The 26,535-nt window shown below is 46.4% G+C and carries 17 protein-coding genes, 4 tRNA genes, 3 rRNA genes and 1 pseudogene; 9 read left to right on the top strand and 16 right to left on the bottom strand.

Translation table 11 applies throughout. The features are described 5' to 3' along the window. Positions 1 to 67: 67 nt before the first annotated feature. A pseudogene (locus tag VER99_RS22985) lies at positions 68 to 512 on the bottom strand (phosphate ABC transporter permease PstA); the annotation flags it as partial. A 30-nt stretch (positions 513 to 542) separates the two neighbouring features. After that, entirely contained in the window at positions 543 to 2,750 is a 2,208-nt protein-coding gene (locus VER99_RS02705) for an ABC transporter permease subunit (protein ID WP_020333631.1), read from the bottom strand. A gap of 210 nt (positions 2,751 to 2,960) precedes the next feature. On the opposite strand from VER99_RS02705, the gene ppk1 reads away from it, so the two are divergent. Continuing rightward, positions 2,961 to 5,051: a polyphosphate kinase 1 gene (gene ppk1 / locus VER99_RS02700; RefSeq protein ID WP_020333630.1), complete on the top strand. Its 2,091-nt coding sequence runs from the start codon at positions 2,961 to 2,963 to the stop codon at positions 5,049 to 5,051. Further along, on the top strand, positions 5,035 to 6,540 hold the full coding sequence (ppx, locus tag VER99_RS02695; protein WP_014230908.1) for an exopolyphosphatase: 1,506 nt from the start codon (positions 5,035 to 5,037) through the stop codon (positions 6,538 to 6,540). Before ppk1 ends, ppx begins: the two co-directional genes overlap by 17 nt. 32 nt (positions 6,541 to 6,572) lie before the next feature. On the opposite strand, the gene VER99_RS02690 is transcribed toward ppx, so the two are convergent. From VER99_RS02690 to phoB, 3 genes are read right to left on the bottom strand one after another with little or no spacing between them, the layout of a single operon-like run. Further along, a complete protein-coding gene (locus tag VER99_RS02690) occupies positions 6,573 to 7,538 on the bottom strand; it encodes a PstS family phosphate ABC transporter substrate-binding protein (RefSeq protein ID WP_014230907.1) in 966 nt (321 codons plus the stop codon). Then, positions 7,538 to 8,836, bottom strand: a complete 1,299-nt coding sequence (gene phoR / locus VER99_RS02685) for a phosphate regulon sensor histidine kinase PhoR (protein WP_014230906.1) — start codon at positions 8,834 to 8,836, stop codon at positions 7,538 to 7,540. Before phoR ends, VER99_RS02690 begins: the two co-directional genes overlap by 1 nt. 40 nt (positions 8,837 to 8,876) lie before the next feature. After that, positions 8,877 to 9,566 (bottom strand): phosphate regulon transcriptional regulator PhoB, encoded by a 690-nt coding sequence (gene phoB / locus VER99_RS02680; RefSeq protein ID WP_014230905.1) that lies wholly within the window; start codon positions 9,564 to 9,566, stop codon positions 8,877 to 8,879. Positions 9,567 to 9,791: 225 nt separating this feature from the next. On the opposite strand from phoB, the gene rdgC reads away from it, so the two are divergent. From rdgC to VER99_RS02665, 3 genes are all read left to right on the top strand, one after another. Beyond that, positions 9,792 to 10,706 carry a recombination-associated protein RdgC gene (rdgC, locus tag VER99_RS02675; protein ID WP_020333628.1) on the top strand — a complete coding sequence of 305 codons (915 nt, stop codon included), beginning with the start codon at positions 9,792 to 9,794 and terminating at the stop codon, positions 10,704 to 10,706. A gap of 165 nt (positions 10,707 to 10,871) precedes the next feature. Further along, complete coding sequence (trhP, locus tag VER99_RS02670; protein WP_014230902.1) at positions 10,872 to 12,272, top strand: prephenate-dependent tRNA uridine(34) hydroxylase TrhP; 1,401 nt, start codon at positions 10,872 to 10,874, stop codon at positions 12,270 to 12,272. A 2-nt stretch (positions 12,273 to 12,274) separates the two neighbouring features. Continuing rightward, positions 12,275 to 12,529 carry a YfhL family 4Fe-4S dicluster ferredoxin gene (locus VER99_RS02665; protein WP_014230901.1) on the top strand — a complete coding sequence of 85 codons (255 nt, stop codon included), beginning with the start codon at positions 12,275 to 12,277 and terminating at the stop codon, positions 12,527 to 12,529. Positions 12,530 to 12,571: 42 nt separating this feature from the next. Here the strand turns inward: VER99_RS02665 and VER99_RS02660 are convergent, their stop codons facing one another. The 11 genes from VER99_RS02660 to VER99_RS02610 form a co-directional block, all read right to left on the bottom strand. Next, positions 12,572 to 12,880, bottom strand: coding sequence for a hypothetical protein (locus VER99_RS02660; RefSeq protein WP_014230900.1), 309 nt, complete (start codon positions 12,878 to 12,880; stop codon positions 12,572 to 12,574). A gap of 318 nt (positions 12,881 to 13,198) precedes the next feature. Next, positions 13,199 to 14,035 (bottom strand): penicillin-insensitive murein endopeptidase, encoded by an 837-nt coding sequence (gene mepA / locus VER99_RS02655; protein WP_020333626.1) that lies wholly within the window; start codon positions 14,033 to 14,035, stop codon positions 13,199 to 13,201. Between the two features lie 12 nt (positions 14,036 to 14,047). After that, positions 14,048 to 14,380, bottom strand: a complete 333-nt coding sequence (locus VER99_RS02650; RefSeq protein ID WP_014230898.1) for a DUF1904 domain-containing protein — start codon at positions 14,378 to 14,380, stop codon at positions 14,048 to 14,050. 531 nt (positions 14,381 to 14,911) lie between these two features. Then, positions 14,912 to 14,988, bottom strand: a tRNA-Trp gene (locus VER99_RS02645). Positions 14,989 to 15,023: 35 nt separating this feature from the next. Beyond that, a tRNA-Asp gene (locus VER99_RS02640) sits at positions 15,024 to 15,100 on the bottom strand. Between the two features lie 43 nt (positions 15,101 to 15,143). Then, positions 15,144 to 15,260: ribosomal RNA gene (gene rrf, locus VER99_RS02635) — 5S ribosomal RNA — on the bottom strand. A gap of 92 nt (positions 15,261 to 15,352) precedes the next feature. Continuing rightward, positions 15,353 to 18,243 (bottom strand): 23S ribosomal RNA (locus VER99_RS02630). Positions 18,244 to 18,508: 265 nt separating this feature from the next. Continuing rightward, positions 18,509 to 18,584: transfer RNA gene (locus VER99_RS02625), tRNA-Glu, on the bottom strand. 12 nt (positions 18,585 to 18,596) lie between these two features. After that, positions 18,597 to 18,672, bottom strand: a tRNA-Ala gene (locus VER99_RS02620). Positions 18,673 to 18,769: 97 nt separating this feature from the next. After that, a 16S ribosomal RNA gene (locus VER99_RS02615) occupies positions 18,770 to 20,322 on the bottom strand. Together the 16S, 23S and 5S rRNA genes with 4 tRNA genes alongside form the textbook arrangement of a ribosomal RNA operon. A 443-nt stretch (positions 20,323 to 20,765) precedes the next feature. After that, entirely contained in the window at positions 20,766 to 22,127 is a 1,362-nt protein-coding gene (locus tag VER99_RS02610) for an amidohydrolase family protein (RefSeq protein WP_020335951.1), read from the bottom strand. A gap of 551 nt (positions 22,128 to 22,678) precedes the next feature. Between VER99_RS02610 and VER99_RS02605 the strand changes: the two genes are divergently transcribed. The 4 genes from VER99_RS02605 to VER99_RS02590 all read left to right on the top strand — a co-directional run bounded on the left by VER99_RS02605 (position 22,679) and on the right by VER99_RS02590 (position 26,532). Next, entirely contained in the window at positions 22,679 to 23,680 is a 1,002-nt protein-coding gene (locus VER99_RS02605; RefSeq protein WP_020335950.1) for an ABC transporter substrate-binding protein, read from the top strand. Continuing rightward, positions 23,680 to 24,507 (top strand): ABC transporter ATP-binding protein, encoded by an 828-nt coding sequence (locus tag VER99_RS02600; protein WP_020335949.1) that lies wholly within the window; start codon positions 23,680 to 23,682, stop codon positions 24,505 to 24,507. Before VER99_RS02605 ends, VER99_RS02600 begins: the two co-directional genes overlap by 1 nt. Positions 24,508 to 24,531: 24 nt before the next feature. Further along, positions 24,532 to 25,314: an ABC transporter permease gene (locus VER99_RS02595; RefSeq protein WP_014230894.1), complete on the top strand. Its 783-nt coding sequence runs from the start codon at positions 24,532 to 24,534 to the stop codon at positions 25,312 to 25,314. Between the two features lie 234 nt (positions 25,315 to 25,548). Beyond that, a complete protein-coding gene (locus tag VER99_RS02590) occupies positions 25,549 to 26,532 on the top strand; it encodes an isopenicillin N synthase family dioxygenase (protein WP_020335948.1) in 984 nt (327 codons plus the stop codon). The last annotated feature ends 3 nt before the right edge of the window (positions 26,533 to 26,535 follow it).

The raw sequence follows: 26,535 nt of genomic DNA, 5'->3' as shown, positions 1-26,535 counted from the left end.
TCATCTATCTTTTCGTCAAGTATCGTCCGAATATCTTTGTCATATCGCTTGTCTCCATCCTGGAAGGCAAGCATTTTGCCAAAGAAATATCCCCCGCTGCTGCGTTCGATAACCGCTAACTCTTCAGGTGTGGTCGGTTCATCCAACTGCATTTGTAAAACTGAAATGAAGTCCGCTGGATAAAGCTCTCGGTTGGCAATTTTAATACTCAAACGAGTGGCAAAATCCTCATCTTCATCGAGTTTTTGCGCGGCCTCATCTGGTAAGTAACTTTTGGGAACAAAGCTTCGTTCGTAAACCTGACCAATGAGTTTACTGTTTTCCTGCAACACTTCCCCTTGCACAGGTGTCAGCGCCGCTACATTCCATTGATACAAGGGTGCAGGCCAGAAAAAGGTTAACCCTTTCCAGCCTATAAGCAGGAGCAAACCTAAAACGGAGAGCAAACTGATACTCACCGCTCCACCCGTTAGCCATATCCAAGGTGCGCCTGAACGAATCCAATTTAACACGCGATTACTCGCTCTTTGTTCAAACTACTATTACAACGCACGGTACTTATCTCTCAATCTTTGGCGGACAAACTCGGCAAGCGCATTCACCGCAAAAGTAAATAAAAACAATATTAATGCTGCAAGGAACAGCAGGCGGAAATGCGTACTGCCTACTTCTGATTCTGGCAACTCAACCGCAATCGTTGCCGACAAGCTGCGCATTCCCTCTAAGATGTTCCAATCCATTAGTGGTGTGTTGCCCGTCGCCATTAGCACGATCATGGTTTCACCTACAGCACGCCCTAACCCCATCATAATGGCAGAGAAAATACCAGGACTCGCTGTCAGCAGAACCACATAAATCAGGGTCTGCCATGGTGTCGCTCCCAAGGCTAAAGAGCCATCCGACAAGTGCTTTGGCACCGAGAAAATCGCATCCTCAGCAATAGTGAAAATCGTTGGTATAACCGCAAACCCCATCGCAAGCCCGACGACCAATGCATTACGCTGATCAAAACCAACACCATGCTCCGTCAAGAACAAGCGCATATCACCACCGAAGAAACTCTGCTCGATAGTTGGAGATAGCCATACTCCCAATACAATCAGCACTAACAATACCGGCATCAGTACTAAAGCATGCCAACCATTTGGCAGCCTGTTTCTTAGCGACTGCGGGAGTAAAGCCCAAAGCCCACCCATGATCATAGTACTCAGCGGCAATATAAAGAGCATCACCACAACCGTAATCAAATGGTCTTCGACAATTGGGGCAAACCAGAGTCCGGCAAGGAAACCGATGATCACGGTCGGAAGCGCTTCCATTAGTTCTATAGACGGCTTAACCACTCTTCGCATGCGCGGTGACATAAAATAAGCGGTATAAATTGCCCCTAATACTGCCAGCGGCACTGAGAACAACATGGCAAACATCGCAGCTTTAATTGTACCAAACGCGATGGGTACTAAACTGAACTTCGCTTCAAAGTCATCACTTGCCGACGTCGATTGCCAGACAAATTCCGGTTCGGGATACCCTTCATACCACACCTCTTGCCACAGAGAAGAAAGCGACACTTCCGGATATGGGTTGTCTACAACGGCAATATCAAGCTCATCATCTTGCCAAGTAATTAAGTAACGTTCATTACTCGACATCGCGGCTAAAGCGGGCGCTTGCTGATAGGCGCGCTTAAATAACACCAATTTTTCACTGGTGGTGTAATGACTTTGCACGGTGCCATTGGTGTAAAAGCTATAGAACCCTTTGCGGTGAGAGTCTGGTAACAAATACTTGAGTTCTGAAGCCAGCTTAAAACTACGAATGTAAGTCAGCGTTCGATTGTCTCCCTGAAGCGTATCGAACCATTGAGAAACCGTGCCATCATTGTGAGTGACGAGCAAAGAATAGGCGCCAGATAACAAATCGATATTTCGTACCGAATGCTTGCTATCACCTTGTGTCAGGTCAATGACCTCACGTACTACAAACGTGAACTTTTCTTTCTTCAAAATGATCAGCTCTGAACCATCTCGCAGATACAGCGTCTCACCACCCGGTGTTAGCAAAATTTGGTCGGGAGAGTTGAAGCCGGCAGAAAAGGTAAAATCAATCGTAGTTGGCTCGTCACCCAACAAAGAAGATGAGAACTGCCAACGTGCGTGAACCTGACCACTTTGTGTTTGCCAGACAATCGTTGGTGCTTGTTCGGAAGCACTGAAAGCAAACTGAACCACTGGATCGGAGGCGTCGGTTAAAGCCAGATTCATACTGGTGTGGAACGCGACGATCTCTGGTGGACGCGCATTCTCTTTTAAAGTCGCATTAAACTCAGGTTTGAATATATGTGCTTGCCCTTCTTCATCGACCAGACCGTACCAACCTCGGCCCGGCGCTGATTGAGAAAAAGAATTAGGATGAGTGACGAGTTTCTTCGAATACACTGGAGACGATGCACTCTCATCCATCGAGAGGAATTGAGCCACACCATCATCGGAAAGAACAAAAGCCAGTTGGGCATAATCATCAACAGAAATCGCTAACGGCTTACCTACCTGAACGCTTCTGGACGCTTGATTTGTCTCTATTTTCGCATCCGAAAACAGAGGAATAATAACCATAGCGAGATAAACAAAAATCAAAATCAGCGCAGCCAGTACGCCCACTCCACCTGTCGTCACTGCAAGCCTGACCAAACGATCTTTAATCAGTCGCTTCTTATCTTTTTCCTGCAATGAAAACTCGGCTTGTGCCATTTATCTCTCTACCTTTTTTTACTCAGTACCAGAATATGTCTTTTAGATGACAATTATATTACAGATCACATTAACCAACTGAAAAGAAAACAACTCTGGAACCCAACAAGCATGCTGAAATAAAACTGTAACAAAAATCTCATAATGTTCTCATTCAACTATATTTTCCTTGATGAATATGCAAATTTCACCTTTTGGCTAGGTAAGATAATGAGCACTGAAAAACTATATGTAGAAAAAGAGCTTAGTTGGTTGTCTTTTAATGAACGAGTATTGCAAGAAGCCGCAGACAAAACGGTTCCATTGATCGAGCGAATTCGATTTCTGGGGATCTTTTCCAACAACCTTGATGAATTCTATAAAGTCCGTTTTGCGGACGTAAAACGCAGAATCTTAATCAATCAGGAGCGAGGAGGAAATGACAGTTCCAAACGCCTGCTATCAAGGATGCAAGCGAAAGCCTTCAAGCTTAACGAAAAATTCGACGAACTTTACAGTGAATTAATACGAGAAATGGCTCGACGTCGCATTTTCTTGGTGAACGAACAGCAACTTGATGAAGTGCAACAAAAGTGGATAACCAAATACTTCCGTAACGAAGTTATGCCACATATTACGCCGCTTCTGATGAAAGACGAAATCGACGTCCTGCAATTCCTCAAGGACGAATACGCTTATATCGCCGTAGAGTTGCGCAAAGAACAACATTCACAGTACGCACTGATCGAAATTCCAACCGATCACTTGCCTCGCTTCGTGATGGTTCCTGAGCAAAAAGGCAAACGCCGTAAGACCATCATTTTACTCGATAACATTATTCGCTACTGCTTAGACGAACTGTTTAAGGGCTTCTTCGACTATGACGAGTTGAGTGGCTATGCCATGAAGATGACACGGGATGCGGAGTATGACTTACGTAATGAGATCGAATACAGCTTGCTGGAACAGATGTCAGAAGGTGTGAATCAGCGCCTTACTGCAATGCCAGTGCGTTTTGTCTATGAGCGGGAAATGCCCCAGAATATGCTCGACTTTTTGTGCAGTAAGATGAGAATTTCGAGCTACGATAACCTTATTCCTGGCAGCCGTTACCAGAACTTCAAAGACTTTATATCCTTCCCTAACGTTGGACGTGACTACTTAGAAAACAAACCCATGCCGCCAATGAAGTGTGCTGATTTCGAAGGTTATCCCAACAGTTTCGAGGCGATTAAAGCCAAAGATATTCTGCTTTACTACCCGTATCATACTTTCGACCACATCACGGAACTGGTTCGCCAAGCATCGTTCGATCCGAAAGTCATTGGCATCAAAATCAATGTGTATCGTGTCGCTAAAGATTCACGATTAATGAACTCATTGATCGACGCCGTACATAACGGAAAGAACGTTACCGTGGTTGTTGAGCTGCAAGCAAGGTTTGATGAAGAGGCCAACATTGAATGGTCTAAAGTGCTCACAGAAGCCGGCGTGCACGTTATCTTTGGCGCTCCGGGCCTGAAGATACACTCTAAGTTATTGCTCATCAGCCGTCGTGAAGATGACGACATCGTTCGCTATGCACACATCGGTACGGGTAACTTCCACGAAAAAACGGCGCGAATTTATACCGACTTCGCGCTACTTACCGCTGACCAAGAACTCACCACAGAAGTTCGTAATGTATTTGGTTATATAGAGAACCCGTATCGTCCGGTAAAATTCAATCATCTGATGGTGTCTCCACGAAACTCGCGTTCACAAATTTATCGTCTCATCGATGGTGAAATCGCCAATGCAAAAGCAGGAAAAAAAGCCAGCCTGACGATCAAAATTAACAATCTGGTCGACAAGGGCATCGTCACCCGACTTTACGCGGCAAGTAATGCTGGCGTAAAAATAAATATGATCATTCGTGGCATGTGTTCTCTAGTACCGGGGCTCGAAGGAGTGAGTGAGAATATCCGTATCATCAGTATCGTGGACCGTTTTTTGGAACACCCAAGGGTGATCATCGCCCACAATGACGGCGATCCTCAGGTTTACATCTCGTCGGCAGACTGGATGACTCGTAACATCGATCACCGCATCGAGGTCACGACCCCAATCCGCGATCCTCGCTTGAAGCAAAGAATTATTGATATAATTAACATTCACTTTACTGATACCGTAAAGGCACGCTTGATAGATAAAGAGATGAGCAATAGCTACGTACCTCGCGGTAACCGCAAAAAAGTTCGCTCACAAGTTGCCATCTATGACTATCTTAAAAATATAGAAAAGCAAACCAGAAGACAAAGGCCAGATGTCTCAGATACTTGAACAAGATGAACGTTATATTGCCGCGATTGATCTCGGCTCGAATAGTTTCCACATGGTGGTGGCAAAAGTTGTCGGTACTGACCTGCAATTAGTCAGCCGTCACAAACAACGAGTTCGTATGGCTTCGGGCCTGGACAATGAGCTGAACTTAAGCCATGCATCGATGGAGCGCGCTCTTGAGTGCCTGGCTATGTTTGCCGAACGTCTGCAAGGCTTTGACGAGTCTAACGTGCGCATTGCCGCGACGCATACGCTTAGAAGAGCCAAAAACGCACACTTGTTTATCAACCGCGCCAAAGAGGTGATGCCATTCCCGATTGAAATCATCCCGGGAGAGGAAGAAGCACGCCTGATTTATTTGGGCGTGGCACATACTCAGGTCGAGTCAAATTCTAAACTCGTTGTTGATATCGGTGGCGGCAGTACCGAGATGATCATCGGTCAGGGCTTTGAACCTGAGCTGCTCAACAGTAAACAAATGGGCTGTGTCAGCTTTACTGAACAGTTCTTCAAAAACGGTAAGTTATCGGGGAAAAACTTTAGCAAAGCCATGCTGGCTGCTGAACAAAAGCTCGAATCTATCGCGAGTAAGTATCGCAAAAAAGGCTGGGACATTGCGCTTGGTTCATCGGGGACGATAAAAGCCATTCAAGAAGTATTGATTGGTCTGGGCTATGAAGACGGACTAATTACGTTAAAACGTCTCAATAAACTCATTGAGGCTTTATGCGCCTTTTCCTCCATTGATGACATTGAACTCACCGGATTAACTGACGAGCGTAAGCCCGTTTTTGCAGCTGGTGTCGCGATTCTTACCGCCATTTTTCAGGCATTAAAAATCGAACAGATGTTCTTTTCCGATGGGGCACTAAGAGAAGGATTGTTGTATGAGATGGAAGAGCGCTTTGCCCGTTCTGACATTCGCATGCGCACCACTGAAAACTTAGCTCAGAAACATCGAGTCGACCTTGAACATGCGGCACGTGTTAAAGGCCATGCCAGAGACATGTTAGAGCACGTTCATTCCGAGCTGGGTATTAAGAAGAAAAGTGATCTGTTTGACTTATTAGAGTGGGCAGCACTACTACACGAAGTCGGCCTGAGTATTAACCTACGCAGTTTTCATCGCCATTCATTCTATATCCTCTTGCACTCAACACTGCAGGGCTTTAACCGAGAGCAGCAGTTGGTGTTAGCAACGCTGGCTCGCTTTCAGCGCAAAGCTTTAAAGCTCAATGAATTGCCTGAGTTTAATCTTTACAAACAAAGTGATGTGCTTAGCTTGATTAAAATACTGCGGATTTCGATCGTGCTAAATGGCCAACGCAACGACGAGCCACTACCCGACATCACTCTGTCGATCAAAGATGATGTCTGGACGTTAACCTGTACGGATGAAGAGTGGCTGGAAAACAACAAGTTGCTTCATGCAGACTTACAAGAAGAGCAACAGCGTTGGGAAAACGCGAAGTGGGTACTCACCTTTTAAAATAAAGCAAAGTTCATCACTAAAAAGTCGGCTTATAAGCCGACTTTTTTTAACTCTTCTTTTGCAAAATCAGCCGTGATTGGCACGTAACCATCTTTCTCAACTAGCGCCTGCCCTTGAGCAGAGAAGATAAACCGGATGAATTCTGCTTCGATAGGTGAGAGCGGAAAATCCGGATGCTTGTTTACGTAGACATAGAGAAAGCGCGAAAGTGGGTACTTACCCGTCACGATGTTATCCCGAGTTGGACTGATGTAGTCTGTGCCCGTTTTAGCGATAGGTATCAGGCGTACTCCCGATACACGGTAGCCAACACCAGAATAACCGACACCACTTATTGTGGATGCCACAGACTGCACTACAGAAGCAGAGCCTGGCTGCTCATTAACACGGGTTTTAAAGTCACCACCACACAAGGCGTTGCTTTTAAAGTAGCCATAAGTACCCGACACCGAGTTACGACCAAATAATTGCACATTACGCTTGGCCCATTCCGCCTGTACTCCGAGTTGTTGCCAGTTAGTGATGAATTGGCTTTCACCACAACGCAACGTTGCTGAAAACATCGCATCCAGCTGCTTAAAGTTCAGCCCCGATATTGGGTTATCCTGATGGACAAAGATACCAATAGCGTCAATCGCAACACGCAAAGCCGTCGGCTTGTAACCGTGCCCACTTTCAAACGCTTCAATTTCTCTTAAGCGCATAGGACGACTCATCGGCCCAAACTGGGCAGTTTGTTCTGCTAAAGCGGGTGGCGCAGTTGACGATCCTGAAGCTTGAACCTGGGCATTAATGTTTGGATAAATGGACTTGAACTCTTCGACCCAAAGCGTCGTCATGCCCGCTAATGTATCGGACCCAACAGACAACAAATTGCCGACAATACCCGTTGTTTTCTGGTAACTAGGCAACGGCTTATCTTTTGCTAAAGACGCACCTGAGCTCATCAATGCAATTAACGCCACAAGTACTGATTTACTCACTCGGTATACCATTACTTCGCCACCAAACGGCCAGGAAGTACAAACGAGAACTTACTCCCTACGCCGACCTCACTCTGGATTTCTAAATGAGAGTCATGATGGCTGAGAGCATGCTTCACAATCGCCAAGCCCAGGCCACTGCCACCCGTATCACGCGATCGAGCCTTGTCTACACGATAAAAACGTTCCGTCAGTCGGTGTAAGTGTTGAGGCTCGATACCATCACCACTGTCTTCCACTTCCAGACAGGCTCCTTGAGCATTCTGATACCAACGCACATTAATATTGGCGCCTGGAGGGGTATATTTCACGGCGTTATACACTAAGTTAGAAATTGCACTGCGAAGCTGGTCGTCATCCCCGAACACGCGCAGGCTTTCGTCTACATCGAACTTCAGTTTATGATGATCGTCGCCACTTAAGCTTGCCGCTTCTTTTTCCAGTACTTCGAGCATTGCAGGAACATTGACGATATCTTCGAGTTCATGCATCGGTGCTGCTTCGATTTTCGATAACGTTAGTAATTGATTAACCAATGCGTTCATGCGGTTAAGCTGTTCGGTCATAACACCGTGAGCTTTGGTCCACATTGGACCTACGATCATATCTGGATCTTCCGTCATCTCCAGATAACCTTGCAGAACCGTCATTGGCGTGCGCAGTTCATGAGAAACATTGGCAAAAAAGTTGCGGCGCATGCCTTCCAGTTGTTTTAACTGACTGACATCACGCACGACCATCAGGTGCTCGCCTTCAGTGTAAGGTACGATACGCAGCTCTAGCATACGCTCCACATTGATAGGTGAACGCATTTCTAGAGGATCAGAGAAATCTTGTTTATTGAGGTACTTAATGAAGTCGGGCGTGCGAATCAGGTTTGAAATCGGTTGACCGGAGTCTTCTGGCCAGTGAAAACCCAAAAGGTGCTGTGCAAGTTTGTTACACCAGACAATATTGCCTTCCGCACGGAATACCACCACAGCATCCGGCAGTGATTCTGCACCATTTCTAAAACGACGAATGAGGTTAGTTAGCTCTTTGCGCTTACGGCGTTGACGTTGTTGCAAACGGTATAAGCCATTAAAGAGCGACTCCCAATTGCCACTACCAGAAGGAGGCGTAAGACGCTTTTCGTCCCATAACCAAGAGGACAACCGAACTTGATTATGTAAATGCCACACAAGCTGCAACGCCGTCGCTGCTAATAGCAACCACGGCATATAACCGAATATCCAACCTACTATCACCCAGGGGGTGTAAAAAAAAGCCAGCTCCCAGGCCAGCTTTTTCCACGTTAATCTTTCAACCACTCATTACTCCAAAAATGGGACCGATCAGCTGACTACCAACTTATGCCTTAGTCGAGAAACGGTAACCCGCACCACGAACCGTTTGAATCAATTTATCATGGCCTGCGGCTTCTAAAGCTTTGCGTAGACGACGGATGTGCACATCAACAGTACGATCTTCAACATACACGTTAGTACCCCATACGTTGTTCAGTAGCTGTTCACGACTGTAAACACGCTCTTGGTGTGTCATGAAGAAGTGCAACATTTTGAATTCAGTCGGACCCATATCAACAGCACCGTCATTAGCAGTCACACGGTGTGATACAGGATCAAGCTTCAAGCCTTGTACGTCAATTACGTCTTCTAGTGCAGTTGGAGTGACACGGCGGATGACAGCTTTCAAACGAGCGACCAGCTCTTTAGGCGAGAAAGGCTTAGTGATGTAATCATCTGCGCCCACTTCTAAACCACGAACCTTGTCTTCTTCTTCGCCACGCGCCGTCAGCATGACTACAGGAATATTGCGCGTCAGCTCTTCACGTTTCATGTGCTTGATAAAGTTAATACCGCTACCGCCTGGTAGCATCCAATCCAGTAAAACTAAATCAGGGAAGGGTTCAGCCAGTTTGGTTACTGCAGTGTCGTAATCTTCTGCTTCCACCGCTTGGTAACCTTTCTGTTCAAGTACGAAGCAGAGCATTTCACGAATCGGAGCTTCGTCTTCAACAACCAGAATCCTTCTAGACATAATTGAATAACCTTATGTTTGTTGAGCTAATGAATTTTAAGAGACAAAGCGCCCCTCGATGCATAAGCATTATCACTACCAATTATGACACTTTTGTGACCTTTGAAAACAAATTTTCATATAACTTTCTTTTGGGGTTCATCCTGATATTTTTCATTTCTATTAAGACATCAGCAAAAAAATTCCCTATGATTAGTCCCTTGTCATCAAGCCTAGAGAAGATTTATGTGGTTTAAAAACTGTCTGGTATACCGCGTTAACCGCGAGATTAACTTCAATGCAGATCAACTAGAAACTCAACTTGCTGAGTTTCAATTCACCCCTTGTGGCAGCCAGGATAAGCAGAAGTTTGGCTGGGTCAGCGCAATGGGTAGACATGGCGACATGATGACTCACGTATCAGAAAACCGCATTCTGATTTGCGCCAAGAAAGAAGAAAAGATGCTGCCAGCATCCGTGATCAAAGATTCTCTAAATGCGAAAGTAGAGGCGATGGAAGCGCAAGAAGGTCGCCCGCTAAAGAAAAAAGAGAAAGACAACCTCAAAGATGACATCGTGATGGATTTACTGCCTCGTGCATTTAGCCGCAGCAGCCACACTCATGTGTTAATCATGCCAAAGGAAGGTTTTATTCTTGTTGATGCTAGCAGCTACAAGAAAGCAGAGGATGTTCTTGCACTGCTACGTAAAACTATGGGCAGCTTGCCAGTTGTTCCTGCTATTCCAGAAGTAGCAATTGAAACAACATTGACTGAATGGGTGAAAACCGGTGATACGCCACAAGGCATCACTATGATGGACGAGGCTGAGCTGAAATCCGTATTAGAAGAAGGCGGTGTGATCCGTTGTAAGAAACAAGAGCTAACCACGGATGAAATCCGTAATCACATCGCAGCAGACAAAGTTGTTACTAAGCTTGCACTTAACTGGCAAGATCGAATCGAATTCATCATGGCAGAAGATTCAGGCATCAAACGTCTGAAGTTCTCCGATGAGTTGAAAGACCAAAATGATGACATCCCACGTGAAGATCAAGCCGCTCGATTCGATGCCGACTTTTCACTGATGTGTGGTGAATTCAGTGCGTTCCTACCAAGTCTGTATGACGCATTAGGCGGGCTACCAAACCCGAACGCCTAAAATAACCCTACTTTTCACTCGCTACGCCCCTACTTTTTATGGGGCGTTTGTTCACCAAAAGCACAATTCCCCTAGTCACAGTTCACATTTTGACGTAAAATTTGCGCCCCATTTCCATAAGGTGGAATTGGCCTGACTTGTGATCAGATATAAGAGAATTGAGCAATGACAACTGAGAAAGCATTCGTACCCGAGCTACTGTCTCCTGCGGGCAGCCTTAAAAACATGCGTTACGCGTTCGCCTATGGCGCTGATGCTGTATACGCTGGCCAACCTCGCTACAGCCTTCGTGTACGTAATAACGAGTTTAACCACGACAACCTAAAAATCGGTATTGATGAAGCGCATGCCCTAGGCAAAAAGCTTTACGTGGTATGTAACATTCAGCCGCACAACTCGAAGCTAAAAACTTTCATTCGCGATCTAAAACCAGTCGTAGAAATGGGCCCAGATGCACTCATCATGTCTGATCCTGGTCTAATTATGATGGTTCGTGAAGCTTTCCCAGAAATGCCAATTCACCTTTCAGTTCAGGCTAACGCAGTTAACTGGGCAACGGTTAAGTTTTGGGCAGCAAACGGCGTAGAGCGCGTAATTGTATCTCGTGAGCTTTCTCTGGAAGAAATCGAAGAAATTCGTGAGCACTGCCCTGAAACTGAACTCGAAGTATTCGTGCACGGCGCGCTATGTATGGCTTACTCTGGCCGTTGTCTACTTTCTGGTTACATCAACAAACGTGACCCGAACCAAGGCACTTGCACTAACGCATGTCGTTGGGAGTACAAAGTTGAAGAAGGCAAAGAAAACGACACTGGCGATATCGTTGAGAAATTTGATCCGTCTGAAGCGCAGCCTGTAGAAGTTCAAGACGAACGCCCTGAAACCACGATCGGTCGTGGTAAACCAACTGACGAAGTGGTTCTTCTTTCTGAAGCTCACCGCCCAGAAGAAAAAATGGCCGCTTACGAAGACGAGCACGGCACTTACATCATGAACTCTAAAGACCTTCGTGCCATCCAGCACGTTGAGCGTCTGACTAAGATGGGAGTTCATTCTCTTAAGATTGAAGGCCGTACTAAATCGTTCTACTACTGCGCTCGTACCGCTCAGGTTTACCGTAAAGCCATCGATGATGCTGTCGCAGGCAAACCATTCGATGAAAGCCTAATGGGCACGCTAGAAAGCCTGGCTCACCGCGGCTACACAGAAGGCTTCCTTCGCCGTCATACTCATGACACATACCAAAACTACGACTACGGCTACTCAGTGTCTGATGCTCAGCAGTTCGTTGGTGAGTTTACAGGTAAGCGTCGTGGCGACATGGCTGAAGTAGAAGTGAAGAACAAGTTCCTTGTTGGTGATAGCCTTGAGCTAATGACGCCAAAAGGTAACGTTGTTTTCACTCTGGAAGCAATGGAAAACCGTAAGTCACAATCAATCGAAGACGCAAAAGGTAACGGCCACTTTGTATTTATCCCAGTACCAGAAGATATGGACTTAGAATACGGCCTGTTAATGCGTAACCTAAACTCTGGTCAGGATACCCGTAACCCAACTGGTAAGTAATCATGGCATTACTCATTACAGATAAATGCATTAACTGTGACATGTGTGATCCAGAATGCCCAAACGGCGCGATCAGCATGGGAGACAGCATCTTCGAAATCGACCCGGATTTATGCACTGAGTGTAAGGGTCATTATGATAAGCCGACGTGTCAGTCCGTTTGTCCTATAACAAAATGCATTATCACCGATCCGAATCACGTTGAAACAGAAGAGCAATTGCTAGAGAAGTTCGTGATTATCCAAGGGTTGGCATAAATCAATAAGGTTCAACTTTGCTCTCAAAGTTGAACCTTAATTTTAGCCCGATTTTTCGATGGGATAGATATTGCAGAATAACTCTTTCTCAAAATGATACTCTAGCCTCTCACGCCAGTTTTCCGCTTGAGATACCGGAACTAAATAGAAATTCTCTCGGCTCGTATCGGTAACGAAAGCCATCCCGTATTGCATCAGTTCGTAATGCACATCATTAACAAACCCCGGATCAAGACGCTGACGCCCTGTCAGGTGATTCAAATCCTCTCGAGTCAAGAAGACTCCCTTGGTCTCACTGCTAAATCTGTGTCTTAACCACTCTGCAAACTCTTTTGCACAAATCATAGTCATGGTTTTATCCTTGATTAACTCTATTGGTGGGTAACACCACTAGGCCCACCTCAATACAATTGTCTGCGTTGCTATTTTTCGTTTTACCAGCGACAGACATATTGAACAGAAATCAGAGTATCGCGACAAAAGAACTTAAAAAAACAGAGGTACTAGTAAAATCCATAACCCTTTGTTTATTTGAGATTCCTATAACATGCCACCCAAACTAATTAGGTTAATTTTTGTATTCGTATTATTCACTGTAGACAAAAGTATGATGTTTCTCCAGTTTCATAACGGAGATTCGCTCAAGGTCATAAGAAGCTAAACAGTCTTTTAATTAGTGCGAATAAGTGGCTGACATTGCGATGGAATCACTTTTGCCCGTTTTGGTTTTGCCACCACTTTTTTAGCTGAAGGGGTTGCAGGCACTACCGCTTTAGGTTTCCAGCTCGCTAACTCATAGCCACAACCATCGCCAGCTGGCGGAGGAGCTTGGTCAACGCAGTTTCGACTGGAGTCCGGGCAAGATAATCTGACATGAAAGTGATAGTGGTGCCCCCACCAAGGGCGAACCTTGCGCAGCCAAGAGCGATCTTTACCCTCTTCCTGCGAACATAGTTGCTCTTTAATGACAGGGTGTACAAAGATACGTGCAACGCCTTTACTCTGAGCCGCATAACGAATAAGTTCAAAATGTCGTTCATCCCAGCGATGATCAAGTATCGAGTACCCTTGAAGGTCTACCACACTCATTGGCTTGGGAAGTTGTAATTCATTATAAGAAAGCGGCTGGTCGGCTAAACGAAGCCATATATCAATATCTAAGCCAGTTTGATGGCTCGAGTGGCCAGAAGAGAAACGCCCTCCTCGAGGTAACGATAAATCACCGATCAACAAATTAGTGCTTAACTCTTTATTCGCTTTCAAGGCGAGGCTTTCAATAAATGAGATCGTGTTAGGATGACCATAGTAGCGGTTCGTTCTACTGCGCAGGACTTGATACCCAGTTCCCTCTAGAGGTAAGGGATAGGCACCATCCAAACAGCCATTAGCATAGCTGCCTATAGCAGAAGAGGAATTATGCGTGGGAGTCGACACCCGCTCCCACGGAGTTGCATATAGTGATGCTGAGAAAATCAAACTCAAACAGGAAAAAACTCTCAGCTTCATGGAACTCACTCCTTAATAGTGCTCACCATTATCATAGTAAGCCTTAGGAGAGAGTGCTGTGAATATCACTGCGACATCAATATCTTCACCCACGATACCTCTGACTTGCTGAGTAATGGTTTTAGCAACTTTATCCTGAACATTCTGGCCACGATCAAACCAAAGCACTTCTACAAAAGGGTATGCCGCGCTAACTTCTCCCTCACTAAAAAACGTCGTATAGATGTATTCAAAAGTAAAGTCCTCACGTGGACATTCCATCAGAGGTTGCAGTTCATCAGTGAGAGGTTTTGATAGAGCCTGAACCGTTTGAGGCTCTACAGCACGAAATCGAAAATGTGGCATAAACGTACTTTCCATTATTAGAATTAAGCCGTGATCATAACAAGAAGTCCGTTTTTTATCACCCGGCACACACTATGGTCTCATTCAAGCTCCAAGTAGAGCAAAGAATAGACTAAGTTTAGAACTATTTAGGTAAAGGGGAAATGAAACCACCGCGGTATCGATAGTATGGCGAAGAACAAAAAGAAGAAAGGTTGAGATTAAACCGCTAGGACACGATCGGTAATATCTGGTTCAGCTAGTCGGGAAAGAATGCTCTGACAATAGCTATATTCGACATCCCCCTATGTGACTCTACACCCCCCAACCTACAAACGTAAAAAAGCCCCAGACTTTCGTCGGGGATGCCCAGCCAGAGGCTCTTAATAATGGCAGTGAGGGAGATTCGATGGGACTTGCCTCCAAGCTCCCAACATGCGCTGATCTTTTGGTATTGGCGGAATCCACTGCTCTACCAATTGGAGCGACTCTACAATCTCCAAACTACAGATGCAAAAAAGCCCCGTTCTTTCGAACGAGGCTTCTTAATAATGGCAGGGGTGGAGAGATTCGAACTCCCAACACGCGGATTTGGAATCCGCTGCTCTGCCAATTGGAGCTACACCCCTGTAGTTCGTGTTTAATGAGACGACTCTCAAATAAGTGGCGGAGTGGACGGGACTCGAACCCGCGACCCCCGGCGTGACAGGCCGGTATTCTAACCAACTGAACTACCACTCCGCAGTGGTATCATCCGCTTTAAAGCGAACGTCCAAAATTTAAAGCCTGGCGATGTCCTACTCTCACATGGGGAAACCCCACACTACCATCGGCGCTATTTCGTTTCACTTCTGAGTTCGGAATGGAAGTCAGGTGGGTCCAAAACGCTATGGTCGCCAAGCAAATTCTTTAATTCGGAAAGCTGTTTTTAATTCTCGTTTTTACACATTCAACGTTCTTACATTGAGTCCATCAAAACCCCTTGGGTGTTGTATGGTTAAGCCTCACGGGCAATTAGTACAGGTTAGCTCAACGCCTCACAACGCTTACACACCCTGCCTATCAACGTCGTAGTCTACGACAACCCTTTAGGATACTTAAAGTATCAGGGAGAACTCATCTCAAGGCTCGCTTCCCGCTTAGATGCTTTCAGCGGTTATCGATCCCGAACTTAGCTACCGGGCAATGCGTCTGGCGACACAACCCGAACACCAGAGGTTCGTCCACTCCGGTCCTCTCGTACTAGGAGCAGCCCCTTTCAATTCTCCAACGCCCACGGCAGATAGGGACCGAACTGTCTCACGACGTTCTAAACCCAGCTCGCGTACCACTTTAAATGGCGAACAGCCATACCCTTGGGACCGACTTCAGCCCCAGGATGTGATGAGCCGACATCGAGGTGCCAAACACCGCCGTCGATATGAACTCTTGGGCGGTATCAGCCTGTTATCCCCGGAGTACCTTTTATCCGTTGAGCGATGGCCCTTCCATTCAGAACCACCGGATCACTATGACCTGCTTTCGCACCTGCTCGAATTGTCATTCTCGCAGTCAAGCGGGCTTATGCCATTGCACTAACCTCACGATGTCCAACCGTGATTAGCCCACCTTCGTGCTCCTCCGTTACGCTTTGGGAGGAGACCGCCCCAGTCAAACTACCCACCAGGCACTGTCCGCAACCCCGATAAGGGGTCAACGTTAGAACATCAACACTACAAGGGTGGTATTTCAAGGACGGCTCCACAGATACTGGCGTACCTGTTTCAAAGCCTCCCACCTATCCTACACATGTAGGGTCAATGTTCAGTGCCAAGCTGTAGTAAAGGTTCACGGGGTCTTTCCGTCTAGCCGCGGGTACACTGCATCTTCACAGCGATTTCAATTTCACTGAGTCTCGGGTGGAGACAGCGTGGCCATCATTACGCCATTCGTGCAGGTCGGAACTTACCCGACAAGGAATTTCGCTACCTTAGGACCGTTATAGTTACGGCCGCCGTTTACCGGGGCTTCGATCAAGAGCTTCGACCGAAGTCTAACCCCATCAATTAACCTTCCGGCACCGGGCAGGCGTCACACCGTATACGTCATCTTACGATTTTGCACAGTGCTGTGTTTTTAATAAACAGTTGCAGCCACCTGGTATCTGCGACTCTCAATAGCTCCATCCGCGAGGGACTTCACCGTCGAGAGCGTACCTTCTCCCGAAGTTACGGTACCATTTTGCCTAGTTCCTTCACCCGAGTTCTCTCAAGCGCCTTGGTATTCTCTACCCGACCACCTGTGTCGGTTTGGGGTACGATTCCTTACAATCTGAAGCTTAGAGGCTTTTCCTGGAAGCATGGCATCAATGACTTCACACCCGTAGGTGCTCGACATCGTGTCTCAGCCTTAGAGAGAGCCGGATTTACCTAACTCTCAAGCCTACGCACTTGAACCTGGACAACCGTCGCCAGGCCCACCTAGCCTTCTCCGTCCCCCCATCGCAATTGTAAGAAGTACGGGAATATTAACCCGTTTCCCATCGACTACGCCTTTCGGCCTCGCCTTAGGGGTCGACTTACCCTGCCCCGATTAACGTTGGACAGGAACCCTTGGTCTTCCGGCGAGGAGGTTTTTCACCCCCTTTATCGTTACTCATGTCAGCATTCGCACTTCTGATACGTCCAGCATGCGTTACCACACACCTTCAACCGCTTACAGAACGCTCCCCTACCCAATATACAAAAGTATATTGCCGCAGCTTCGGTTTACTACTTAGCCCCGTTACATCTTCCGCGCAGGCCGACTCGACCAGTGAGCTATTACGCTTTCTTTAAATGATGGCTGCTTCTAAGCCAACATCCTGGCTGTCTGAGCCTTCCCACATCGTTTCCCACTTAGTAGTAATTTGGGACCTTAGCTGGCGGTCTGGGTTGTTTCCCTCTCCACGACGGACGTTAGCACCCGCCGTGTGTCTCCCGGATAGTACTTACTGGTATTCGGAGTTTGCAAAGGGTTGGTAAGTCGGGATGACCCCCTAGCCTTAACAGTGCTCTACCCCCAGTAGTATTCGTCCGAGGCGCTACCTAAATAGCTTTCGGGGAGAACCAGCTATCTCCAGGTTTGATTGGCCTTTCACCCCTAGCCACAAGTCATCCGCTAATTTTTCAACATTAGTCGGTTCGGTCCTCCAGTTGATGTTACTCAACCTTCAACCTGCCCATGGCTAGATCACCTGGTTTCGGGTCTATATCCAGAGACTGAACGCCCAGTTAAGACTCGGTTTCCCTACGGCTCCCCTAGATGGTTAACCTTGCCACTGAATATAAGTCGCTGACCCATTATACAAAAGGTACGCAGTCACAGGACAAAGCCTGCTCCTACTGCTTGTACGTACACGGTTTCAGGTTCTATTTCACTCCCCTCACAGGGGTTCTTTTCGCCTTTCCCTCACGGTACTGGTTCACTATCGGTCAGTCAGTAGTATTTAGCCTTGGAGGATGGTCCCCCCATATTCAGACAGGATATCACGTGTCCCGCCCTACTCGATTTCACTGAACACACATCGTCAACTACGGGACTATCACCCTGTATCGTCGGCCTTTCCAGACCGTTCGTCTAACGTGTGTAAAGCTTAAGGGCTAGTCCAATTTCGCTCGCCGCTACTTTCGGAATCTCGGTTGATTTCTTTTCCTCGGGGTACTTAGATGTTTCAGTTCCCCCGGTTCGCCTCCTGCTGCTATGTATTCACAACAGGATACTTACTTATGTAAGTGGGTTTCCCCATTCGGAAATCCCAGACTCAAGTGGCTTTTACTGCCTAATCTGGGCTTATCGCAAGTTAATACGTCCTTCATCGCCTCTGACTGCCAAGGCATCCACCGTGTACGCTTAGTCACTTAACCATACAACCCGAAGGAGTTTCGAATTGAAGTTAAACAACCAAAGTTGCTGTCTCATTATTTGAATGAGCGAGACAGCTTTCGATTTTGCCGGACTCAAATTCCAAGAACACTTGAATGTGTTTTTAGTTGTATTCAAATACATGAATACTTTGAGAACTTTACAAATAATCTTAAAGATTATTTTGTCAGCTTTCCAAATTGTTAAAGAGCTAGATTTTCTGATGAAAACCATTTTTAAAAGCACTATTTCTAATACGCTTAAAGATGGTATCCCGTAGGGGAGTCGAACCCCTGTTACCGCCGTGAAAGGGCGGTGTCCTAGGCCTCTAGACGAACGGGACACAGAAAGTCAGTGGTGGAGCTAATCGGGATCGAACCGATGACCTCTTCGCTGCCAGCGAAGCGCTCTCCCAGCTGAGCTATAGCCCCACATAAAATTGCTTTGCATTTTATGCAGAACCAATTTTTTGCTCTGAATTAAAACCATATCAATCTGTGTGGACACTCATCGTGAGTAATCATCGTATAAGGAGGTGATCCAGCGCCAGGTTCCCCTAGCGCTACCTTGTTACGACTTCACCCCAGTCATGAACCACAAAGTGGTAAGCGTCCCCCCGAAGGTTAAACTACCTACTTCTTTTGCAGCCCACTCCCATGGTGTGACGGGCGGTGTGTACAAGGCCCGGGAACGTATTCACCGTGGCATTCTGATCCACGATTACTAGCGATTCCGACTTCATGGAGTCGAGTTGCAGACTCCAATCCGGACTACGACGCACTTTTTGGGATTCGCTCACTTTCGCAAGTTGGCCGCCCTCTGTATGCGCCATTGTAGCACGTGTGTAGCCCTACTCGTAAGGGCCATGATGACTTGACGTCGTCCCCACCTTCCTCCGGTTTATCACCGGCAGTCTCCCTGGAGTTCCCGACATTACTCGCTGGCAAACAAGGATAAGGGTTGCGCTCGTTGCGGGACTTAACCCAACATTTCACAACACGAGCTGACGACAGCCATGCAGCACCTGTCTCAGAGTTCCCGAAGGCACCAATCCATCTCTGGAAAGTTCTCTGGATGTCAAGAGTAGGTAAGGTTCTTCGCGTTGCATCGAATTAAACCACATGCTCCACCGCTTGTGCGGGCCCCCGTCAATTCATTTGAGTTTTAATCTTGCGACCGTACTCCCCAGGCGGTCTACTTAACGCGTTAGCTCCGAAAGCCACGGCTCAAGGCCACAACCTCCAAGTAGACATCGTTTACGGCGTGGACTACCAGGGTATCTAATCCTGTTTGCTCCCCACGCTTTCGCATCTGAGTGTCAGTATCTGTCCAGGGGGCCGCCTTCGCCACCGGTATTCCTTCAGATCTCTACGCATTTCACCGCTACACCTGAAATTCTACCCCCCTCTACAGTACTCTAGTCTGCCAGTTTCAAATGCTATTCCGAGGTTGAGCCCCGGGCTTTCACATCTGACTTAACAAACCACCTGCATGCGCTTTACGCCCAGTAATTCCGATTAACGCTCGCACCCTCCGTATTACCGCGGCTGCTGGCACGGAGTTAGCCGGTGCTTCTTCTGTCGCTAACGTCAAATCTATACGCTATTAACGCATAAACCTTCCTCACGACTGAAAGTGCTTTACAACCCGAAGGCCTTCTTCACACACGCGGCATGGCTGCATCAGGCTTGCGCCCATTGTGCAATATTCCCCACTGCTGCCTCCCGTAGGAGTCTGGACCGTGTCTCAGTTCCAGTGTGGCTGATCATCCTCTCAGACCAGCTAGGGATCGTCGCCTTGGTGAGCCCTTACCTCACCAACTAGCTAATCCCACCTAGGCATATCCTGACGCGAGAGGCCCGAAGGTCCCCCTCTTTGGCCCGTAGGCATCATGCGGTATTAGCCATCGTTTCCAATGGTTATCCCCCACATCAGGGCAATTTCCTAGGCATTACTCACCCGTCCGCCGCTCGACGCCGTTAACGTTCCCCGAAGGTTCAGTTAACTCGTTTCCGCTCGACTTGCATGTGTTAGGCCTGCCGCCAGCGTTCAATCTGAGCCATGATCAAACTCTTCAATTTAAGATTTTGTCGGCTCAATGAATACTGAACATTACATAAAGTAATGTTTGAATTGACTGTGCTGAATCCGAAGATTCAATGGTCACTTCGTATCATTGAAACCTAATTTGATACCGAGGTATCTAATTGGATTATCATCAACGAGTGCCCACACAGATTGATAGGTTCTTATTTTTAAAGAGCGTTTCGACTGAGGCTTGCTCAAATCGGACGGCCATTTTAGCGAGATAACTTTTGGTGTCAAACACTTTTTTCAGTTATTTCTCTGTGAGTTATTTTTTAACTCAACCGTCTTGTTATCTCGCATTGCTTTGCTAGACAACGGAGGCGAATTATAGGGAGAAAATTTAACTTGGCAAGGGGAATTCAGCCTAAAAAAGACATTTTTAGACTGAACGTTTAAATAAGCATCAATTTGAGGATTGTATAGCCGATTAATGGGCTTATGACTCTAATTTCGCCACTCGTTGATTGAGTTCAGCGATCGAATTTCTTACTTCTTCGACTAAATAGCCGTACTGCGCATCTTGCTCTTGCTGATAGACAATGCGCCCATTGACAAAGCTCACTTTAACCGACGCAGGTTCACCACACATAATTGGAGCCATTAGTGAAGAGTGACAGCCTGACAAACGAGGCTGATTGAGATCATAAAGGACGAGGTCTGCCGCGTAACCTTCTTTTATTTCCCCCACATTGGTAAGACCTAAGATATCAGCTCCTCCTTTACTGCCCCATTCCAGGACTTGTTCCAATGTTGTCGCATCTGGACCATTTTGTGCTCTGTGTATTAACCAAGTCAGGTTGAGCTCTTGCAGCATCGATCCTGATTCAGCAGACGCGGAGCCATCGACTCCCAGTGAAATAGGCATGCCCGCTTTGGCCATATCAATGACTGGTGCGATGCCACTCCCCAGACGGCAGTTAGATGTTGGGCAATGAGCGATTCCCGTTTTCGTCTCCGCTAACCGCTGAATATCAGCCTCACTCGCTTGGACCAAATGAGCAAACCATACATCATCACCCAGCCAGTCACAGCTCTGTGCAAACTCAACCGCACTCATTCCGTACTTAGCGAATGCTTGCTCATTATCAAAGTCCACTTCTAGAAGATGGGAGTGCATTCTCAATTTTTGACTTCTGGCATACTCAGCCATTAATTTGAGATCGCTAGGCGTTGCAGAATGAGCGATTGTGGTTGGTGCAACGACCAGCTTACGCATCGCAGATCCACCTTCTTGATGGTAACGACTACGAGTATGCTCTAAACGTGAAATCATTTGCTCTGCAGATTCTGGAACAACACCAGCTTTCGCTAACCCTTTGTGCGTGCCTTTAACTGTTGCCCCTCCCCGACATAAGACCAAGCGTATTCCCATTTCGTCAGCAGCCTGCCAAAGAACATCTTCTAACTCTTGGCTGGAGCTCGCATGATAAAGATAGTGGTGGTCAGCACAGGTCGTCGCACCAGAGCGAAGTAACTCATAGAAACCCAACTTAGCAGCGGAATACATGATCTCCGGTGTAATTTGAGGCCAATAGCGATATGGAACGCTCGCTAGCCAATCACCTAAGCCATGATTCATGCCTGCCGGGATCCCTTTTAATATGGATTGAGCGATATGGTGATGCGTATTAACCATTCCCGGGTAAACAACACAATTTGTCGCATCGACCAATTTTTCGCTTTCATTAGGAAGTAAGTTCTGTCCCAGCTCAGTAATGACACCATTCTGAATTCGAATATCTTTTACATCTTGTTGAGGAGAAAACACACTATTGGCATTTTTAATTAAGTAGTTCATATAAAGATCCTTTTTAATGAACAATCGGTATCTAAGTTCAAACAACTAGAATGGATTAACCTTTGAGCAATGTCCCAGAGATTCAACTCTTAACCGCTTCTACTCAACTAATAATGAGGGTATGAGAACTCACTCCCCCCTACTCTGTATACAATGCAATAACTGAACCATATTCAGAATATGTAATCCTCAATGTTTAGTACCGTTCAAATGCACCAAAATATTTTTTTTGAGGCCAAAATGCACACCTTTAGTGCAACATAGTCCATATCATCTCCTCGAATTAACATTTATTGTATACAACACTGATTTTGTAATTTCTCACTCAAACCCAAGGTTAATCATTCGTTACTTACAAGTTACATTACGTGGGAAAGCAAGTTATCAACGAATGGCACAGTGTTTGCTAAATGTTAATTGAAAGCGTGAGTAGAAGCGGTTAGATACCTAAACATAAGGTGTCGGGACATTGCTCATAGTTAACCTAAAGATGCGTACCCAACAATACGGTCGCGTCTTTAGGGAAGTGAAAAGGAAGACACGGAGTAACTATGAAAACTATTTCAAAATTCAACAAACTTGCCCTTTCGTTATCTTTGCTATGCGCTTCAGGAAGTAGCCTTGCAGCAGATAAAGTAACTTTCCAGCTCGACTGGTTACCAGGGGGAGACAAAGCACCAGTATTCGTTGGGGTTGAACAAGGATTTTTTGCAGCAGAGGATCTGGATGTCACCATTCTTGGTGGTAAAGGTTCTACAGATGCAATCACCAAAGTAGCGACGGGTACCGCCGACATTGGCTCGGCTGATATTGTTGCTCTGATGGTTGCAAAAGCGAATGATAATGTGCCGGTAAAAGCCATTTACTCAATTTTCAATAAAGCACCTTATGCTTTCTACGCACTGGATGATTCTGGTGTTGAGTCGGTTAAAGATGTCGCAGGCAAAACCATCGTCACCTCTCCCTTCACTTCTGCGAACGTTTTCCTGCCAATCATGCTTAAGAAAAATGGCATCGATGAAAACAGTGTAAAAGTCCTCAAAGCAGATCCAGGCGCACTCAACCCAATGCTGATTACAGGGCGGTCTGATGTGATGATTTCCTGGATGACAGATCGAGTGAAAAATACGGAGCAGGCAGAACAAGCGGGTAAAAAGCTGAATGTACTGCCTTGGTATGACGCCGGCCTTGAGTTCTATTCTTCATCTATTATCGCCAGCGATAAGTTCATGTCTCAAAGTCCTGACGTAGTGAAGCGATTCGTAAAAGCTTACGCGAAAGCCGTTGAATACACCTGGGCAAATCCAGAGCAAAGTGGCGCTGCCGTCAACAAAATCGTTCCAGATGTCGATGCTGCCCAAGCGACCGATACGATTAAATCCATTCGTGGTTTAGTGATGAACGAAGTTTCGGAAAAAGATGGCGTGGGTGTATTTACTCCAGATCGCCTGAGTGAAACATGGGCGTGGACAGCGGAAGCTCAAGGCCTTGATATTGGTAAGTTAGACCCTGAAAGCGCCGTTGCTCGTCAATTTTTCCAAGAGGTGAACTAATGCAGCCATTTGTTTCGTTCAAGAACATAGGGCATACCTATCACTCTGACAAACATTCGGTTACGGTTCTCAACGATGTCAACTTCAATGTTAATAAGCATGAATTTGTTGCCATCGTTGGTCCTTCAGGTTGCGGCAAGTCTACCTTGCTGCGCCTGCTGTCAGGCCTGATATTGCCAACCCAAGGTGAGATTTCCGTTTTTGGTCAGCCAGTGACTGAGCCAAGAGAAGATATCGGTATCGTGTTTCAAAAACCAACGCTATTGCCTTGGAGAAACATCCTCGACAATGTGTTATTTCCGCTCAAGCACAAGTTCAACTATGTCAGTCAAAAAGAAAAGCAGCATGCCGAAGTTCTCTTAGACACGGTAGGTCTGGCTGGCTTTGAAAACAGCATGCCAAACCAGCTTTCAGGGGGGATGCAACAACGAGTCGGGATTGCCAGAGCTTTGCTACTTAATCCGGATATTTTGATCATGGATGAGCCGTTCTCCGCGCTTGATGCATTGACTCGTGAAGAGATGGGCTTTGAGTTGCAAAAAATTTGGATGGAGAAACCGAAAACCGTCTTATTCATTACTCACTCGATCTCCGAAGCGGTGCTACTCGCCGATAAAGTATTAGTCATGGGCCCACGACCAAGTATGGTGTTAGAGGAAATCAACATTGACTTGCATCGCCCACGTGACATTCACACACTGCAAGATCCAACGTTTGGCTCTTATACCAACAAAATTCGCGAATACTTTTATCGTTCAGAGAAAAAGAATGAGGCGGATAGCAAGGATACAGGCAACGTTGAACCAATACGCAGAACGGTTGCGTAATCGAATTTATCTAAAGGAATAGATATGAAACAGTATTTGTCACAATGGTCACAAAACTGGCTTCCGCTCGTCGCGATACTAGCACTCATTCCTATGTGGGAAGCGACGTGCCGGATCTTCTCGGTACCAACATTTATACTCCCCGCGCCATCAGATATTGCACTGGCTTTCAGCCAAGTTCCGATGGAAAGGTGGTTAGACAATTTATGGGCAACACTACGCATCGCCCTGCTTGGTTTTGGAATTTCATTTTTAGTGAGTATTCCTTTGGCCATCATGATGGTGAACTCTAAATTTCTCACTAAAGCGCTGTTTCCAATATTAGTTGTTATCCAATCAACACCCGTAGTGGCGATTGCTCCACTGTTGATTGTTATTTTGGGGACCGGTGATGCGCCGCGTCTCACCATTACCTGCCTGATCACTTTCTTCCCACTTGTGGTATCCGCGACAACTGGAATGCTAGCAACCCCACCGGAGTTGATTGAGCTATCTCGCTCGTTGAGCGTAAAAAACAGCAAAACAATTTGGCAAATTCGCCTTCCTTACGCCATTCCACATATCTTCAGTGGTGTAAAGGTCGCTATTACTTTAGCCGTGATCGGCTCTGTGATTGCTGAATTCGTCGCTGCGGAAAAAGGCTTAGGCTATCTGGTTCAATTCTCTACGTCGTATTTCAAGATCCCTCAAGCTTTTGCTGCACTGGTGTTCTTGTCTTTGGTGAGTATGTTGCTGTTTAAAGCCGTTAGCTGGGTGCAACGAGCTTGCTTCTCATGGAGCCTGACCGAAGAAGAAAAACAAAGATAGAAACCGTAAATAACAACGCAATGGCTTTCACAATCACCGGGCGAGGAAACAAGACGGCGTTTAATAAGAAATTTAACAAGGTGAACTCACTCCAGCTTAGGGTTTGAGTTCATTGAGGTTAACTTAACTAGGAGTAGAAGCGGTCTGTAATAGCGAGCCATTGAGACTCTCAAGCTATTGCTGGACATTGCTCCAATAACAAGCACGTATTTAATTGTTAATTGGAGAAAAACAATGACTCAATCATACCTTTTAGATGAACTTAACTTTGAAACGACCATTGGTGGACAAGGTTTAGAATCAAACGATACCGCTATCCCTTTGATCAACTTACACGATTTTGAAAACCGTCGCGAAGAGATCACAGAACAACTCTGGGAGGCAGCCACTCAAGTCGGTTTTTTCCAGCTGGCTGATCACGGGATCAGCTTAGCGGACATTGAAAAGTCCTTTAAGCTCAGTGAGCAATTCTTTGCCCTGCCAATGGAAACAAAGCAAAACTTCTCGTTGAAAGAAGGCTTAAACGCAGGCTGGGAGTTCAAACAACAAGTTCGTCCATCCACCGGCACAGCGGATCAAAAAGAGTCGTATCAAATTACGTTGCCTCATATGAGTGATTTGTGGCCGAGCAATGCTCAAGTGGAAGAGTTTGAATCGCATCTGTTGTCATTCGAGCATCAGGCGTGGCAGCTCGGGATGAAGATTCTTTCCTGCTTTGCCGATAAGTTGGGGTTTGAACGTGACTTTTTTACTAAAGCACACCTAAGAGAGTCAGAAAACTATTTGAGCACCTTACGTATGTTGCATTACCTACCGATGAAAGAAGTACCAGAAACAGGTACATTCTGGCGCGCTGGTGCACATACAGATTTCGATTGCTTGACGATGGTATTCCAGCAGGAGAATCAGGGCGGCTTGCAAGCTGCTGCTGGGAAAGACGCCAAAAACAATCTGGTGTGGAGCACGGTTGAACCAAAAGCAGGTGTCATCACTTGCAACATTGGCGACATGCTGATGCGCTGGAGTGACGACTTATTAAAATCAACCCTGCACCGCGTGCGTATGCCGACAGCCGAAGAGAACCAAGACTCTCGTTATAGCATGGCGTTTTTCTGCCAAGCGAACCGAGACCAAATCATTCAGGGTCCACTGAAGGTTTACGAGCCGATTACGGCTGAAGACTACTTGAAGATGCGCATTAACGCGAACTTCTCTTAAAGA

It is taken from the genome of Vibrio natriegens NBRC 15636 = ATCC 14048 = DSM 759 (assembly GCF_035621455.1).
GTDB lineage: Bacteria > Pseudomonadota > Gammaproteobacteria > Enterobacterales > Vibrionaceae > Vibrio > Vibrio natriegens.
This window is presented reverse-complemented; position numbering and strand designations above follow the sequence as displayed.